A 15,943-nucleotide genomic window follows, 5' to 3' on the forward strand; every position below is an offset into this window, starting at 1 on the left:
GTGTATTTGTCGGTTTGGCAAAGCTGTCTTTACGTTTTACAAGATGAACTGCCATCACAACAATTTAGTATGTGGGTGCGTCCGCTACAGGCAGAAAGCACTGAAGATACCCTCACTATTTATGCGCCTAACCGCTTTGTACTTGATTGGGTGCGTGAAAAGTACCTAAACCGTATTAACGAGTTATTAATTGAGATTTGTGGTGACGAAGCGCCGGAATTGCGTTTTGAAGTTGGCAGCACGGTTAATATTAGCAAGCCTGCTGCACCACAAACACCAGCGCAAGAGAAAGCAGCAGTTGAAGCGCCCGTTAAAAAAGAAAACAAAGCGCCAGTAGAGCCTGCACCTAAAAACATGCCTAAATCAAATATCAAAGAAAACTATACCTTTGATAGCTTTGTTGAAGGTAAATCGAACCAACTAGCAAAAGCTGCGGCAACACAGGTTGCTGATAACCCTGGTTCGGCCTTTAACCCTGTTTTTATATATGGTGGCACAGGTTTAGGTAAAACCCACTTATTACATGCTGTGGGTAATGGCATCTTAGATAAAAAAGAGAATGCAAAAATTGTTTATATGCATTCTGAGCGTTTTGTACAAGATATGGTAAAAGCGCTGCAAAATAATGCGATTGAAGAATTTAAACGCTACTACCGTAGCGTTGATGCATTACTTATCGATGATATTCAGTTTTTTGCTAATAAAGAACGTTCACAAGAAGAGTTCTTTCATACCTTTAATGCATTATTAGAAGGTAACCAACAAATTATTTTAACCTCAGACCGCTATCCAAAAGAAATTGAAGGGGTAGAGGATCGCCTTAAATCGCGATTTGGCTGGGGTTTAACCATTGCGATTGAGCCACCAGAGCTTGAAACGCGCGTTGCCATCTTGATGAAGAAGGCGCAGCAAAGCCAAATTAAATTACCTGAAGAAGTCGCATTTTTTATTGCCAAGCGTTTACGTTCTAACGTACGTGAACTAGAAGGTGCGTTAAATCGCGTAATTGCCAATGCTAACTTTACCGGTAGGCCAATTACTATCGACTTTGTAAAAGAAGCGCTGCGTGATTTACTCGCGTTACAAGATAAACTGGTAACAATTGATAATATTCAAAGAACAGTAGCAGAGTACTACCGTATTCGCGTTTCTGACTTATTATCAAAACGTCGCAGTCGCTCAGTTGCAAGGCCACGCCAAGTCGCAATGGCATTATCAAAAGAATTAACCAATCACAGTTTGCCTGAAATCGGCGATGCGTTTGGCGGACGAGATCATACAACCGTGCTACATGCATGTAGAAAAGTGAAGTCACTTCGTGAAGAGTCTCACGAAGTAAAAGAAGATTATCAAAACTTGATTAGAACTTTGTCATCTTAGGACGAGTACAGCATGAAAATTACTATTTCGCGCGAGCAATTTTTACAACCTTTAATGCAGGTTTCAGGAGCGATTGAGCGCAAACATACGTTACCGATTCTATCTAATGTGTTGTTAGAGGTAAAAGAAGGTGTACTTTATTTCACAGGTACCGATCTTGAAATAGAACTTGTAGCAAGTGTGGTATTAGCTGAACCAGTAGCAGACTGTAAGCTTACATTACCGGCTAAAAAGCTATTGGACATTTGTAAGAGCTTGCCTGATGGTTCTGATATCACGCTAACTATTCAAGATGCGCAAGTTTTACTTACGTCTGGCAAAAGTCGTTTTTCACTAGCGACATTAGCGGCGGAAGACTTCCCTAATTTAGAAAACTGGGATAGCGAAGTAACCCTTAACCTAACGCGCTTAGAACTTAGAAAACTACTTGAAAGTACAAGCTTTTCTATGGCAAATCAAGATGTTAGGTATTACCTAAATGGTATGTCACTGGAAATCGAAAACGATGTAGTTAAAACGGTTGCAACCGATGGCCACCGTTTAGCATTAGCGCAAAAACCATTAGAAGCATCACTTAATACTCAACGTCAGGTAATTATTCCACGTAAAGGCGTACAAGAAATTATGCGCTTATTGATTGCTGACGATGAAATTGTTGAAATTCAGTTAGGTGCTAATCATGTTCGTATTATCGACCAGGCATTTATTTTTACATCTAAACTAGTTGATGGTCGTTTCCCTGATTATCGTCGCGTATTACCGCGTGGTGGCGACAAACAAATTGTCGCTAATCGCGAGTGGTTACGCAGCGCATTTGCCCGAGTATCGATTCTTTCGAATGAAAAATTCCGCGGTGTAAGGTTGAATCTTACTTCAGGCGAGTTAACGATTTCTGCCAATAACCCAGAGCAGGAACAGGCGGAAGAAACCGTAGAAGTAATGTACCAAGGCCCTGATTTAGAAATTGGTTTTAATGTGTCTTACTTATTAGAAGTATTAAATACCATTAAAACTGACGACGTTTTATTTACCTTACTTGATTCAAACAGCAGTGCATTAATTGAAGGACAGGGCGACGAAGGCGCCATGTACGTTGTAATGCCGATGCGTTTATAGTGATTGGAGTAAGTATAATTAAATGAGCTTAGTTACCTTTAATGTTTCAAATTTTCGTAATATTGAAGCGCTAAGCTTTGAACCCTCTCCAGAAGTTAATGTGATTATTGGAGAGAATGGCAGTGGCAAAAGTAGTTTACTTGAAGCCATTTATTTTCTGTCTCACGGTAAATCCTTCCGCACTTCTAAATTTAAAGCTGTAATTCAACATCAAAAAAGTGCCATGGTACTGCATGGTAAAAAGCAATTTAACAGTCTACAAATCCCTGTGGGGCTGCAAAAAGAACGCTCCGGTGATACGCTGGCAAAAGTACATGGAAAGCGCTGTGAACGTATGGCACAGCTTGCAGAAGTGCTTCCTGTGCAAGTCATCACGCCCGAGAGTTTTGAGTTGTTTTTTGGTGGTCCAAAAGAGCGCCGTCGCTTTTTAGATTTAGGATTGTTCCACGTGGAACAAGAGTTTTATTATCATTGGTATCGTTTTAATAAACTATTGAAACAACGCAATGCGCTGTTAAAGCAAAAACCGCACGGATTTGAGCAACAAATTCAGTTCTGGGATAAAGAATTTGTAACAATCGCGACAAAGATAAATACACTTAGAACCACATATATAACTAGGTTATCTAACCTGTTTTTTGATAAGATAGCTAGTCAGATTGAATTATTTAAAAGTCTTACTTTTGATTTTTCTCCAGGTTGGAAAGCTGAAGATGATTTAGCTGAGCAACTGAGTAAAAACTTCGAAAGAGACACAAAACTGGGTTATACCAGTAAAGGCCCTCATAAAGCCGATATCAACTTTTTAATTGACGGTATCGCAGTTGATAATTTTTTGTCACGGGGGCAGTTGAAGCTTTTAATGTATGCGCTAAAGATTTGTCAAAATAGCCTGATTGAAAGTGAAACAGATAAACAATCACTTTTTTTAATTGATGATTTACCGTCTGAATTAAGTAGTGAAACAAAACAAGCTGTAAGTGAGTTACTCGCTCATTCAAATTCACAACTGTTTATAAGCGCTATTGATTACGACAGTATTTCAGCTGTGGTGGAACCTCTAAATAAAAATATGAAAGTGTTCCACGTGAAACATGGCAAACTAATAACAAGTTAATTGGAAGAAACCATGTCTGAAAATTACGATTCGTCGAGTATTAAAGTACTAAAAGGACTGGATGCAGTAAGAAAGCGTCCTGGGATGTACATAGGTGACACGGATGATGGAACGGGTCTTCATCATATGGTGTTTGAAGTCGTTGATAACTCAATTGATGAAGCATTAGCGGGCTTCTGTGATGATGTTTATGTAACTATCCACTCTGATGGTTCTGTATCGGTACGCGATAATGGTCGTGGTATTCCGACAGAAATTCACGAAGAAGAAGGTGTATCTGCAGCTGAAGTTATTATGACGGTACTTCACGCTGGTGGTAAATTCGATGATAACTCATATAAAGTATCGGGTGGTTTACACGGTGTAGGTGTTTCAGTAGTAAATGCACTTTCTGAAAAGCTAAAACTAACCATTCGCCGTGAAGGTAAAATTCACGAGCAAATTTATAATATGGGTGAACCTGCTGCGCCATTAGCAGTAGTGGGTGAATCTGAAACAAACGGTACTGAAATCCGTTTTTGGCCAAGCTCAGAAACATTCAGTGATGTAAACTTCCATTACGATATTCTTGCAAAGCGTTTACGTGAACTTTCATTCCTAAACTCAGGTGTAAGTATCATTCTTGCAGATGAGCGTGATGAAAAGAAAGACCACTTTAAATATGAAGGTGGTATTCAAGCGTTTGTTGAATTCCTAAATACCAATAAAACACCGGTTAACCAAAATGTTTTCCACTTCACTTCAACACGTGAAGAAGACGGTATTAGTGTAGAAGTAGCAATGCAGTGGAACGATGGTTTCCAAGAAGGTATTTACTGCTTCACAAATAACATTCCACAACGTGATGGTGGTACGCACTTAGCGGGCTTTAGAAGCGCCTTAACGCGTACATTAAATACGTATATGGAAAAAGAAGGCTTTAATAAGAAAGAGAAAAGCAGTGCATCAGGTGACGATGCCCGTGAAGGTTTAACTGCGGTTATTTCTGTTAAAGTACCCGATCCAAAATTCTCATCTCAGACGAAAGACAAGCTTGTATCAAGTGAAGTTAAATCGGCTGTAGAACAAGCAATGGGTGAAAAATTAAGTGAATACTTATTAGAAAACCCACAAGATGCGAAAATTGTAGTTACTAAGATTATTGATGCAGCACGTGCACGTGAAGCCGCGCGTAAAGCGCGTGAAATGACACGCCGTAAAGGTGCAATGGACCTAGCAGGTTTACCAGGTAAATTAGCAGATTGCCAAGAAAAAGACCCAGCACTTTCTGAACTATATATAGTGGAGGGTGACTCAGCGGGCGGCTCGGCTAAGCAAGGTCGTAACCGTAAGAATCAGGCGATTCTACCGCTGAAAGGTAAAATTCTAAACGTTGAAAAAGCGCGTTTTGATAAGATGCTATCTTCGCAAGAAGTTGCAACGCTAATCACAGCATTAGGTTGTGGTATTGGCCGTGATGAATATAACCCTGAAAAGCTGCGTTATCACAGCATTATTATCATGACCGATGCCGACGTCGATGGTTCGCACATTCGTACGTTACTATTGACCTTCTTCTATCGTCAAATGCCTGAGATTGTAGAGCGTGGTTACGTATATATTGCTCAGCCTCCACTTTATAAAGTGAAAAAAGGCAAGCAAGAGCGTTATATCAAAGATGATCCAGCGTTAATTGAATACTTAACAACATTGGCGTTAGATAACTCATCGCTATACGTTAATGAAGATGCGCCTGCAATTAAAGATACGGCGTTAGAATCGTTAGTTAAAGATTATCAAGCGACCGAAACAATTATCACGCGCCTAACACGTAAGTATCCATTGAGTGTACTTAATTCATTAGTTTACTCAGCTAAAATTAATGAAGCAGATTTAGCGAACGAAGCGCACGTACGTGAGTGGACAGATATCCTTGTTGCTTACTTAACGGAAAAAGATACCGACGCTACTTTATTCACGGCACAAGTGAAGAAAGATGAAGAGCGTAACTTATTCTATCCAAATATTGTAATTCGTCAGCATGGTGTAGACCGTGAACATGTATTGAATTACGAATTCCTAACGTCTCGTGATTATTTAGCAATTGCGAAAACGGGTGAGCAAATTGGCAACCTAATTGAAGAGGGTGGCTATATTCAACGTGGTGAAAAGACCTTACAGGTTTCAAGCTTTGTTGAAGCGCTTAATTGGTTAATTGCTGAATCTAAACGTGGTTTATACATTCAACGATACAAAGGTCTTGGTGAGATGAACCCAGATCAGCTTTGGGAAACGACAATGGACCCTGAAGTACGCCGTATGTTGAAAGTAACTATCGAAGATGCAATTGCAGCTGACCAATTATTCTCGACGTTAATGGGTGACCAAGTTGAGCCGCGTCGTGAGTTTATCGAACAAAACGCGCTTAAAGTTGTGAACTTAGATGTTTAGAATATAGTGAATATTTTTCATAAAAGGGCCTAAATGGCCCTTTTTTATTGGCCGTAAATCAACAAATCGCTTAAAACCTGTTTGCTGCCGCGGTATACTGTGGCGTAATTTTTCAGATTAAAATATCAGCTAAAGCCAATGCAAAAATACGATATCAAAACCTTCCAGGGAATGATCCTAGCATTACAGGATTACTGGGCACAAAACGGCTGTACTATCGTTCAGCCACTCGATATGGAAGTAGGTGCGGGTACATCGCACCCAATGACATGTTTGCGTGCACTTGGCCCAGAGCCAATGTCTACTGCATACGTTCAACCATCACGTCGTCCAACTGATGGTCGCTATGGTGAAAACCCGAACCGCCTTCAACATTACTACCAGTTTCAAGTTGCGTTAAAACCGTCGCCAGATAACATTCAGGAGCTTTACTTAGGCTCTTTAGAAGTATTGGGTGTTGACCCTCTAGTACACGATATTCGCTTCGTAGAAGACAACTGGGAAAACCCAACATTGGGTGCGTGGGGTCTAGGTTGGGAAGTGTGGTTAAACGGTATGGAAGTAACTCAGTTTACTTATTTCCAGCAAGTAGGTGGCCTTGAGTGTAAGCCTGTAACAGGTGAAATCACTTATGGCATTGAGCGTTTAGCGATGTACATTCAAGAAGTAGATTCAGTATATGACCTGGTTTGGAACCATGCGCCAGATGGTAGCAAGGTTACTTACGGTGATATTTTTCATCAAAACGAAGTGGAACAATCGACTTATAATTTTGAACACGCTGACGTTGATTTCTTATTTAGCTTCTTTGATCAATGTGAAAAAGAATCACAAGAATTATTAGCGCTAGAAACACCGTTACCACTTCCGGCATATGAGCGCATTTTGAAAGCGGCGCACGCATTTAACTTATTAGATGCACGTAAAGCAATTTCAGTGACAGAACGTCAACGCTATATCCTTCGTATTCGCAACCTTACTAAAGCAACTGCAGAAGCGTATTACGCATCGCGTGAAGCGTTAGGTTTTCCTATGTGTAAAAAAAGTGGTGAGGAGAAGTAATCATGGCGAAAGAATTTTTAATTGAATTAGGCACTGAAGAATTACCACCAACACAGCTTCGTACGCTAGCGGAAAGCTTTGCATCAAATTTTGAAGCAGAGTTAAAAGCTGCAGAGTTAAGTCATGAAGGCGTAAAGTGGTTCGCTGCACCGCGCCGTTTAGCGCTAAAAGTAGCGGCACTTGCTGAGTCTCAATCTGACAAAGTGGTTGAAAAACGTGGCCCGGCAATTTCAGTTGCATTTGATGAAGACGGTAATGCCACAAAAGCGGCACAAGGTTGGGCGCGCGGTAATGGTATTACAGTTGAGCAAGCTGACCGTTTAAAAACAGAAAAAGGCGAATGGCTTTTATTCAAACAAGAAGTAAAAGGTAAAGCGACTAGCGAAATAATCGTTGACCTTGCAGCGCAAGCACTCGCTAAATTACCAATCGCTAAGCCAATGCGTTGGGGTAACAAAACGACGCAATTTATTCGTCCAGTTAAAACACTTACTATGCTAATGGGCAGTGATATAGTTGCTGGTGAGATTTTAGGTGTTGCATCAGACCGTATTATTCGTGGCCACCGCTTTATGGGTGAACAAGAGTTTACTATTGATTCTGCAGAGCAATATCCAGCGATTCTAGAAGAACGTGGTAAAGTAATGGCGGATTACGAAGCACGTAAAGCGATTATTCTTGCCGATGCACAAAAGGCTGCACAAGCTGTAGGTGGTATCGCGGACTTAGAAGATGACTTAGTTGAAGAGGTAACTTCGCTTGTTGAATGGCCTGTTGTACTGACGGCTAAGTTTGAAGAAGAGTTCTTAAAAGTACCTTCAGAAGCACTAGTGTACACCATGAAAGGTGACCAGAAATACTTCCCAGTTTACGACGAAAACAAAAAGTTATTACCAAACTTTATCTTTGTTTCGAACATTGAATCAAAAGAGCCTCGTTACGTAATAGAAGGTAACGAGAAAGTGGTTCGTCCTCGTTTAGCGGACGCTGAGTTCTTCTTTAATACCGACCGTAAACGCCCATTAATTGATCGCTTACCTGAGTTAGACCAGGCTATTTTCCAAAAACAGCTTGGTACCATTAAAGATAAAACTGACCGCATTACCGAGCTTGCTGGTTACATTGCTGAACAAATTGAAGCAGACGTTGAAAAATCTAAACGTGCAGGTTTACTGGCAAAGTGTGACCTTATGACATCAATGGTATTCGAATTTACCGATACGCAAGGTGTGATGGGGATGCACTATGCAACGCACGACGGTGAAGATGCGGAAGTAGCGAAAGCACTTTACGAGCAATACATGCCGCGTTTTGCAGGCGACGAGTTACCAAGCACAGGTGTATCAGCTGCAGTTGCGATGGCTGATAAACTCGATACGATTGTGGGTATCTTCGGTATTGGTCAAGCGCCAAAAGGCTCTGACCCATTTGCGCTACGCCGTGCATCACTAGGTGTATTGCGTATTATTGTTGAAAAGGGCTATAACCTAGACCTAGTAGATTTAATTGCAAAAGCAAAATCGCTATTTGGCGATAAGCTTAGCAACGACAATGTTGAATCTGATGTAATTGATTTTATGCTTGGTCGTTTCCGTGCTTGGTATCAAGACGAAGGCTTTAGTGTTGACATTATTCAAGCAGTATTAGCACGTCGTCCAACTAAGCCTGCGGACTTTGACCAACGCGTTAAAGCGGTATCTCACTTCCGTGAATTAGACGCAGCAGAAGCGCTTGCAGCGGCTAACAAGCGTGTAGGTAATATCTTGGCTAAGAATGAAGCAGAACTTGCTGAGACTCTTAATGAGAGCCTGTTAGCTGAAGACGCTGAAAAGCAATTAGCAGAGAAAATTGTGCACTATCAAGTGGAGCTAGCGCCAGCATTTGCAGCACATGATTACCAAACTATTTTGGCAAGTCTTGCAGATTTACGTGAAGTCGTTGATACCTTCTTTGATAACGTAATGGTGATGGCTGACGATGAAGCAGTGAAACTAAATCGTTTAACAATGCTGAGTCAGTTAAGAAGTTTATTCTTACAAGTAGCGGATATTTCACTGTTACAAAAGTAAGTAAAACGCATAGAAAAAGCCGGTCTAATCACCGGCTTTTTTATTTTAAAGTTACTTATTCAGTATTTAGCTTAGTTATAGCCGAAATATTCGCAACAGGTACAAAAGCCGCTTGCATAAAATTATACGATATTTAGTATAGTAATTAAGCTTAGAAAATCGCGGATAACAACAATGAAAAGAGCATCACTTTCAATTATGGCACTTGCTAGCTTAGTACTAGTTGGTTGCTCAAGCACAGACGATAGCCTATTAGAACAAACAAGCAATGTGGGTAATGTTGATACCACACTATATCTACGTGGTGACTTCACTTTATGGGAAGCGCAAAAAGCTTATCAATTAACACAGCAGACAGCCAATGTTTACAGCACAAAAGTTAAGTTTGGCTCAATTGGTAAAGCATACGAGTTTAAAGTAGCTGACGCTAATTGGACGCAAGGGTATAACTGTGGTTTTAAAAATGAAGACTTAGATAAGTTTTTAGAAGTTGGTATTCCAGTACAAGCAAACTGCGACAGTGTGTATAACTATTTTAGTTTTACGCCTTATGAGGCGGGTTGGTATGAAGTATCAATAAACTTCCGCAACAAAAGTACGCCGCTGGTAACGATTAACCAAATTTTTGAATAGGCAACTGAGCTAAATTAAACAAGCTCTCATCTTACCTATGAGCAATAAAAAAGGGCATTTAAAGCCCTTTTTTTATTAAATATTTGTATGGTTCATTTTCCACTTCTTGAGCCAGCAAGGTGTGATCCATAAAACGACAAAATTTGGGAATGTCGCGCGTTGTTGATGGGTCGTCGGCAATCACTACTAAAGTCTCGCCATGTTCCATTTTCCTGATAGCACCACGCACCATCATTACCGGTTCAGGGCAACGTAAGCCAATTGCATCAAGCGTGTGATCTGCATTTGAAAAGTCAGTCATGGAAAATTTAGCTCTGTTAAAAAGTAGAGGCGGAATTGTAGGTGGCTAAGCTCATGTTGTAAACCGTAGTGTTTAAAAAAGAGAATTAGCGGCTATAAGCTAAAGATAATATCAACAGAAGAATATGTAGATTAAATGACATCAATCTTATGATTACCTGCTCGTTCAAGCTAAAAGTAATCGAAATGCACCCGGGTTTATAGGCTGTCAATTTTAGCTCATGTCATTTTTGCATAGAGTTTTCACTCTTATAAGTGCATACTATTCTGAATTTATTAGCTAAAACAAGGAATGTTAAAGTGAAGCTTAAATCAGCTTTATTACTTTCTGTTATCTTTCTTACACTCACCGCTTGTGGTGGTTCATCCAATGATAATCCAAAGCCACCAACAGTTGCTGTTGATATAACGCCTGATTCATTTACATTTATTCCTCACATGAATGTTGAGACTAAGGTGTGGCATGAATCAAATATTGAATCTGTCGTAGGCATCGATAATTCAGTTCCCATAGTGATTAGTAATGGTGAATATCGAATAAATGGTGGCGATTATACCTCTGAAACTGGCACTATTAACAATGGTGATACACTTCAAATACGTGTAAAAGAAGAGCAGTTTTACACGGTTAAAAGGGCAAGGGTAACGGTTGGTAATTACCAAACGGAATTTAGAATATCGACTCATAAGCAAAGTATTACGCCAAAACCCTTTGCGTTTATTTCTCAAGATGAAGCTCCAGCAAATCAATGGATTGAGTCTAACACTGTAACTATCCAAGAAACCTCAACACAAACAGCATGGTTTTACGATGTTCCTATAACGATAGAGGGCGGTGAGTACCGAATAAATGGCGGTGAGTATACGTCACAACCGGGTGTAGTAAACGACCAAGATAAGTTACAGCTTAGGGTGATTTCAGAGCAATATGGCTCAAGCAAAACAGCAGAGGTTACGGTTGGTGATTATAGTGCTTCGTTTATTGTTACTACCAGGTCGGCACCAGACACTAAACCCAACACTCTTCAGTTTTCACCTCTTATTAATGTAGACGTAAAGGTATGGCATGAGTCAAATATCGAGACAGTTTCAGGTATCAATGTACCTGTTTCTGTAGCTGTGACTGATGGTGAATATCGAATCAATGGTGGCGATTATACCTCTGAAACTGGCACTATTAACAATGGTGATACACTTCAAATACGTGCAAAAGAAGAGCAGTTTTACACGGTTAAAAGGGCAAGGGTAACGGTTGGTAATTACCAAACGGAATTTAGAATATCGACTCATAAGCAAAGTATTACGCCAAAACCCTTTGCGTTTATTTCTCAAGATGAAGCTCCAGCAAATCAATGGATTGAGTCTAACACTGTAACTATCCAAGAAACCTCAACACAAACAGCATGGTTTTACGATGTTCCTATAACGATAGAGGGCGGTGAGTACCGAATAAATGGCGGTGAGTATACGTCACAACCGGGTGTAGTAAACGACCAAGATAAGTTACAGCTTAGGGTGATTTCAGAGCAATATGGCTCAAGCAAAACAGCAGAGGTTACGGTTGGTGATTATAGTGCTTCGTTTATTGTTACTACCAGGTCGGCACCAGACACTAAACCCAACACTCTTCAGTTTTCACCTCTTATTAATGTAGACGTAAAGGTATGGCATGAGTCAAATATCGAGACAGTTTCAGGTATCAATGTACCTGTTTCTGTAGCTGTGACTGATGGTGAATATCGAATCAATGGTGGCGATTATACCTCTGAAACTGGCACTATTAACAATGGTGATACACTTCAAATACGTGCAAAAGAAGAGCAGTTTTACACGGTTAAAAGGGCAAGGGTAACGGTTGGTAATTACCAAACGGAATTTAGAATATCGACTCATAAGCAAAGTATTACGCCAAAACCCTTTGCGTTTATTTCTCAAGATGAAGCTCCAGCAAATCAATGGATTGAGTCTAACACTGTAACTATCCAAGAAACCTCAACACAAACAGCATGGTTTTACGATGTTCCTATAACGATAGAGGGCGGTGAGTACCGAATAAATGGCGGTGAGTATACGTCACAACCGGGTGTAGTAAACGACCAAGATAAGTTACAGCTTAGGGTGATTTCAGAGCAATATGACTCAAGCAAAACAGCAGTGGTTACGGTTGGTGATTACCAAACGGAATTTAGAATATCGACTCATAAACAAAATATTACGCCAAAACCCTTTGCGTTTATTTCTCAAGATGAAGCTCCAGCAAATCAATGGGTTCAATCTAACATTGTAATTATCGAAGAAACGCCTGAAAAAACAGCAAGGTTTTACGATGTTCCTATAACGATAGAGGGCGGCGAGTACCGAATAAATGGCGGTGAGTATACGTCACAACCGGGTGTAATAAATGACCGAGATAAGTTACAGCTTAGGGTGATTGCAGAGCAATATGACTCAAGCAAAACAGCAGTGGTTACGGTTGGTGATTACAGTACTTCGTTTGTGGTCTCTATTGCACCAGATACAACACCCGATGACTTTAGTTTTACCGAAAAAAGAGAGCAACAAGTTAATTCTTGGGTTGAGTCGGATGCCGTTACTATTACAGGATTAAATGCCCCGGCACAGGTGAATATATTTCATAATGATTACCCTTCCAGTGTAGGCATGAGTATCGATGGAAAAGAGTACGGTCGTACTGCAACCATAAATAACAACCAAACTTTACGCGTACGCTTAAAGCCTCTAGATTATGGAGAATATAAGCTAGTTTTAAATATTGGTGGTAAACAAGCTGACTTTGTTGTGTCAACGATAACTGAAGGCAATGACAGTGTTCCTGAACAATTTAATTTTACGCCAAAAACTAATCAGCCAGTTAACGAATGGATACAATCTGATGAAATAGTTATTACAGGTTTAGACACGAAATCCAAAATATTATCTTTATCAGATGGAGCGGCTGTATCGGTAAATGATTCCATATTTTATAGCTTAGATGAGTTAAGTGCAGCTAACATAAAAGTATTTAATGGCACTAGGGTCATTGTTATGACCAAACTAACTAATTTATTCCGTAATAAAACTGTGTCATTGAATATTGGCGGTGTAACAGGTTACTTTGACGTAACAGCAAAGCCTTTAGACAAGCAGGTGCTAACGATAGGTAGAAATGGTACGCAAAAAGCGCTTTATACACATACAGTAGCAAGCAGTGCAGAAAGCAAAGCAGTAAGCTACTTTTCAATTGATTCTGGTCGGGAAGACAATCAGAGGCACTTTGTATACAAGGATAAGCTCTATTATTATGATAGCGCAGCTGGAGGTATTAATAGCTATGACTTTAATACTGGAGAAATAAAACAGCTAATTAGTTCTTCTGGCTTAAAAAGTTTTGATGGAATATATAATAATAAGCTTATATATAAGTGGGGATATTCTACTCCCTTTTCTTGGCCATGGGAAGATACAGCCTATTATGCCTCGATGTACGCAATAGACTTATTGGGGGGGGCGCATAACCTTATTCATGACACCGTTTATAATTACTCCTCCGCTGGGCGTGGCGATACTAGTGAAACTCTATATATGAATAGCAACATTGTTTTATTTGGCCAAAGTTATTATGACGGTTTTGCTGCGCTTACCGCATATAGGTATGTGCTTAAATCACTCGATGGGGACGTTTTATTTGAGACAGAGAAAGACAGTGTATCGCACATAGATAATATTAAAGAATTAATTTCAGCATATGGAGAAACAGCCAGTTACTTTAGTATTGATGCCAGAAATTGTTTTCATAAAGTATACCTAGATGCTAGCTCTGTTAATGAGCATTGTTATGACGATTTTTATATAGATAGCTTATTTCTACTTGATGAGCAGTTGTTTTTACGTGGCCGCTACAACAGCAGCTCAGAGCTTGGTATTTATAAATTATCAGAAGATCATGAGTCATTATCCTTAATAACCGAGCATCAAGCCGGCGATATCAAGGTTTATTCTGTAGCGAAAGGTAAACTTTTCTTTATTATTAACCAGTCTCTTTATCAGTTTGATGGCCAAACTAGCTCTGTAGTGCAGGAAAACGTCTTTTCACAAAGCGCTACTGGGATAAAAATAGGTGCAACAAACAATCAACTTTTCTTAATTTATTATGAACCTGAATCAGGTGAAAGGACGATTAAGGCTTATGACATTAATACACTTTCGACTGAGGCAATAAAAGCAGGTAGTTCGAGTTCTTCTGTTTCGTTTTATGACAATTTTGTATTGTTAGAAGGACGTTCTGAGGCTTGGATATCAGATGGGACGTCGCAAGGTACAATTAAGCTACCTCATGGCTACAGCACTTTTGTAGTGAAGGATGCACTGTATCTTTACAAAGAAGAAAAAATATATGAATTTACTATTTCAGAGACGGAGTTAAAAGAGGTTTATTCTGGTCCTATAATTGGATTAGAGACACAAGAACAACACTTAACCTTTATGACAAGAGATGTTACCGGCCTTAAGTTCCATTCTATTGAACCAGCATCTGGAGATATAAACGTTACTACATTAATGTCTGAGCATGGGCAACTATTTAATATAAATAAAAGCTGGGTGGTTGCCTATCCTAATAAATTATTCCAATCAACTACAGGCCGTTACATGGATCGTTTAGATGCGAATAAGTATGCAGATGCCAGGGCTTGGTTGGCTACATCGAATGACTTATATTTTATTGCGAATAGTAAAGAGGATAATAATGTTAATGAGATTTTGGTTAATTTAAATGTTCAAGACGAGTCAACATTTACAGATATTATGTTGGAAGCAAAGGTTGTTCCTGGAACACGGCTTGTGGGTAATGAAGGGGGAGTGCTGATTGATAATTTACAGGCCTCAACTCCGGGTTTATCTGGTAATCAAGCGTTTGCTGTAAAGTACTCAGATGATCAAGAGTTCACAACCTACAACGTGATAGCAGATGATTTTACCGTACGTTACTCAGACATAAAACCAGCAAAATTACTGCATAGTGAGGCAAGTATAGTAAATGGAACAGTATACGTAACGTTTACGCTTGAAACCATAAATGGAAACCTAGGATATGGTATTTTAAATTACACTGATTCTGATTACGACTTGGTATTTTATGAGGAGATGTCAGGGGTAATCGACCAGCAAAATGTGATAACGAATCTTGGTCAAAATGAAGAACTCTTGATGTTTGCAATAAACGATCGCACAGCGAATACGTTACGTTTTATGGAATATGATGCAATATCTCAAGAAACAACAACAAGGTTAATTGCATTAGATTCTATATCGCTTTGCGGCACTTCATGCGAGCAATTAGCGGTGCATGTACAGGGAGATAACTGGTTAGTGCAAACTAATATTGGATTGTTTGAGATTAGCCAGCAAAATGGGGTAATCAATACATTGATTCAAGAGCCTGTAAAATTAATACCAACAGATCTTGGCGCATTTTTTATCGCAACAAGTAGCGCCATTTGGTATTACGAAACTCAGTCGCTAAATTTAGTTATAGACAAAGGAATTTTAGGAATAGACCAATTTGATTTGGCGTTTGAAGGTAAATTTTTGATGTTGGACAATAACCTAATATTTACACTAAACGAACGACTTTGGAAAACTGATGGCACTGCAGAAGGAACTCTGATTATGGATGAAAACTTGCAGATAGATAGTCACTCTCTCTCAGTCCTACATTAAGCACTTATAAAAAGCTCCCTAGTGGAGCTTTTTTGTTTTTAAAGTTAAATTTTATACTTATCTGTATAGCTTGTGCTTTGTTTAAGTACTTGTTTTAAAATGACAACTTTTTATTTTT

At 39.5% G+C, this 15,943-nt stretch carries 9 protein-coding genes; 8 read left to right on the plus strand and 1 reads right to left on the minus strand.

The window, feature by feature from the left end:
* The 7 genes from dnaA to ACXAFE_RS00035 form a co-directional block, all read left to right on the plus strand.
* The coding region (dnaA, locus tag ACXAFE_RS00005; RefSeq protein ID WP_475146765.1) for a chromosomal replication initiator protein DnaA at positions 1-1,380 on the plus strand (1,380 nt) is incomplete at its 5' end.
* A 12-nt stretch (positions 1,381-1,392) separates the two neighbouring features.
* On the plus strand, positions 1,393-2,496 hold the full coding sequence (dnaN, locus tag ACXAFE_RS00010; protein WP_475146767.1) for a DNA polymerase III subunit beta: 1,104 nt from the start codon (positions 1,393-1,395) through the stop codon (positions 2,494-2,496).
* Between the two features lie 22 nt (positions 2,497-2,518).
* On the plus strand, positions 2,519-3,613 hold the full coding sequence (recF, locus tag ACXAFE_RS00015) for a DNA replication/repair protein RecF (protein ID WP_475146769.1): 1,095 nt from the start codon (positions 2,519-2,521) through the stop codon (positions 3,611-3,613).
* A gap of 12 nt (positions 3,614-3,625) precedes the next feature.
* Complete coding sequence (gene gyrB / locus ACXAFE_RS00020) at positions 3,626-6,043, plus strand: DNA topoisomerase (ATP-hydrolyzing) subunit B (protein ID WP_475146772.1); 2,418 nt, start codon at positions 3,626-3,628, stop codon at positions 6,041-6,043.
* A 138-nt stretch (positions 6,044-6,181) separates the two neighbouring features.
* A complete protein-coding gene (gene glyQ, locus ACXAFE_RS00025) occupies positions 6,182-7,105 on the plus strand; it encodes a glycine--tRNA ligase subunit alpha (protein ID WP_010561306.1) in 924 nt (307 codons plus the stop codon).
* Positions 7,106-7,107: 2 nt separating this feature from the next.
* Positions 7,108-9,174: a glycine--tRNA ligase subunit beta gene (gene glyS / locus ACXAFE_RS00030; RefSeq protein ID WP_475146775.1), complete on the plus strand. Its 2,067-nt coding sequence runs from the start codon at positions 7,108-7,110 to the stop codon at positions 9,172-9,174.
* 174 nt (positions 9,175-9,348) lie between these two features.
* Complete coding sequence (locus ACXAFE_RS00035; RefSeq protein ID WP_054979404.1) at positions 9,349-9,807, plus strand: early set domain-containing protein; 459 nt, start codon at positions 9,349-9,351, stop codon at positions 9,805-9,807.
* Positions 9,808-9,865: 58 nt separating this feature from the next.
* On the opposite strand, the gene tusA is transcribed toward ACXAFE_RS00035, so the two are convergent.
* Positions 9,866-10,108, minus strand: a complete 243-nt coding sequence (gene tusA / locus ACXAFE_RS00040; protein WP_475146782.1) for a sulfurtransferase TusA — start codon at positions 10,106-10,108, stop codon at positions 9,866-9,868.
* A 299-nt stretch (positions 10,109-10,407) separates the two neighbouring features.
* Here tusA and ACXAFE_RS00045 point away from each other — a divergent pair, with 299 nt between their 5' ends.
* Positions 10,408-15,825: a hypothetical protein gene (locus ACXAFE_RS00045; RefSeq protein ID WP_475146786.1), complete on the plus strand. Its 5,418-nt coding sequence runs from the start codon at positions 10,408-10,410 to the stop codon at positions 15,823-15,825.
* The last annotated feature ends 118 nt before the right edge of the window (positions 15,826-15,943 follow it).

The organism is Pseudoalteromonas sp. ABV4_021 (genome assembly GCF_056159365.1).

Coding starts and splice junctions, on each gene's coding strand:
- dnaN (WP_475146767.1), top strand. CDS start 1,393: ATGAAAATTACTATTTCGCGCGAGCAATTTTTACAACCTTTAATGCAG.
- recF (WP_475146769.1), top strand. CDS start 2,519: ATGAGCTTAGTTACCTTTAATGTTTCAAATTTTCGTAATATTGAAGCG.
- gyrB (WP_475146772.1), top strand. CDS start 3,626: ATGTCTGAAAATTACGATTCGTCGAGTATTAAAGTACTAAAAGGACTG.
- glyQ (WP_010561306.1), top strand. CDS start 6,182: ATGCAAAAATACGATATCAAAACCTTCCAGGGAATGATCCTAGCATTA.
- glyS (WP_475146775.1), top strand. CDS start 7,108: ATGGCGAAAGAATTTTTAATTGAATTAGGCACTGAAGAATTACCACCA.
- ACXAFE_RS00035 (WP_054979404.1), top strand. CDS start 9,349: ATGAAAAGAGCATCACTTTCAATTATGGCACTTGCTAGCTTAGTACTA.
- tusA (WP_475146782.1), bottom strand. CDS start 10,108: ATGACTGACTTTTCAAATGCAGATCACACGCTTGATGCAATTGGCTTA.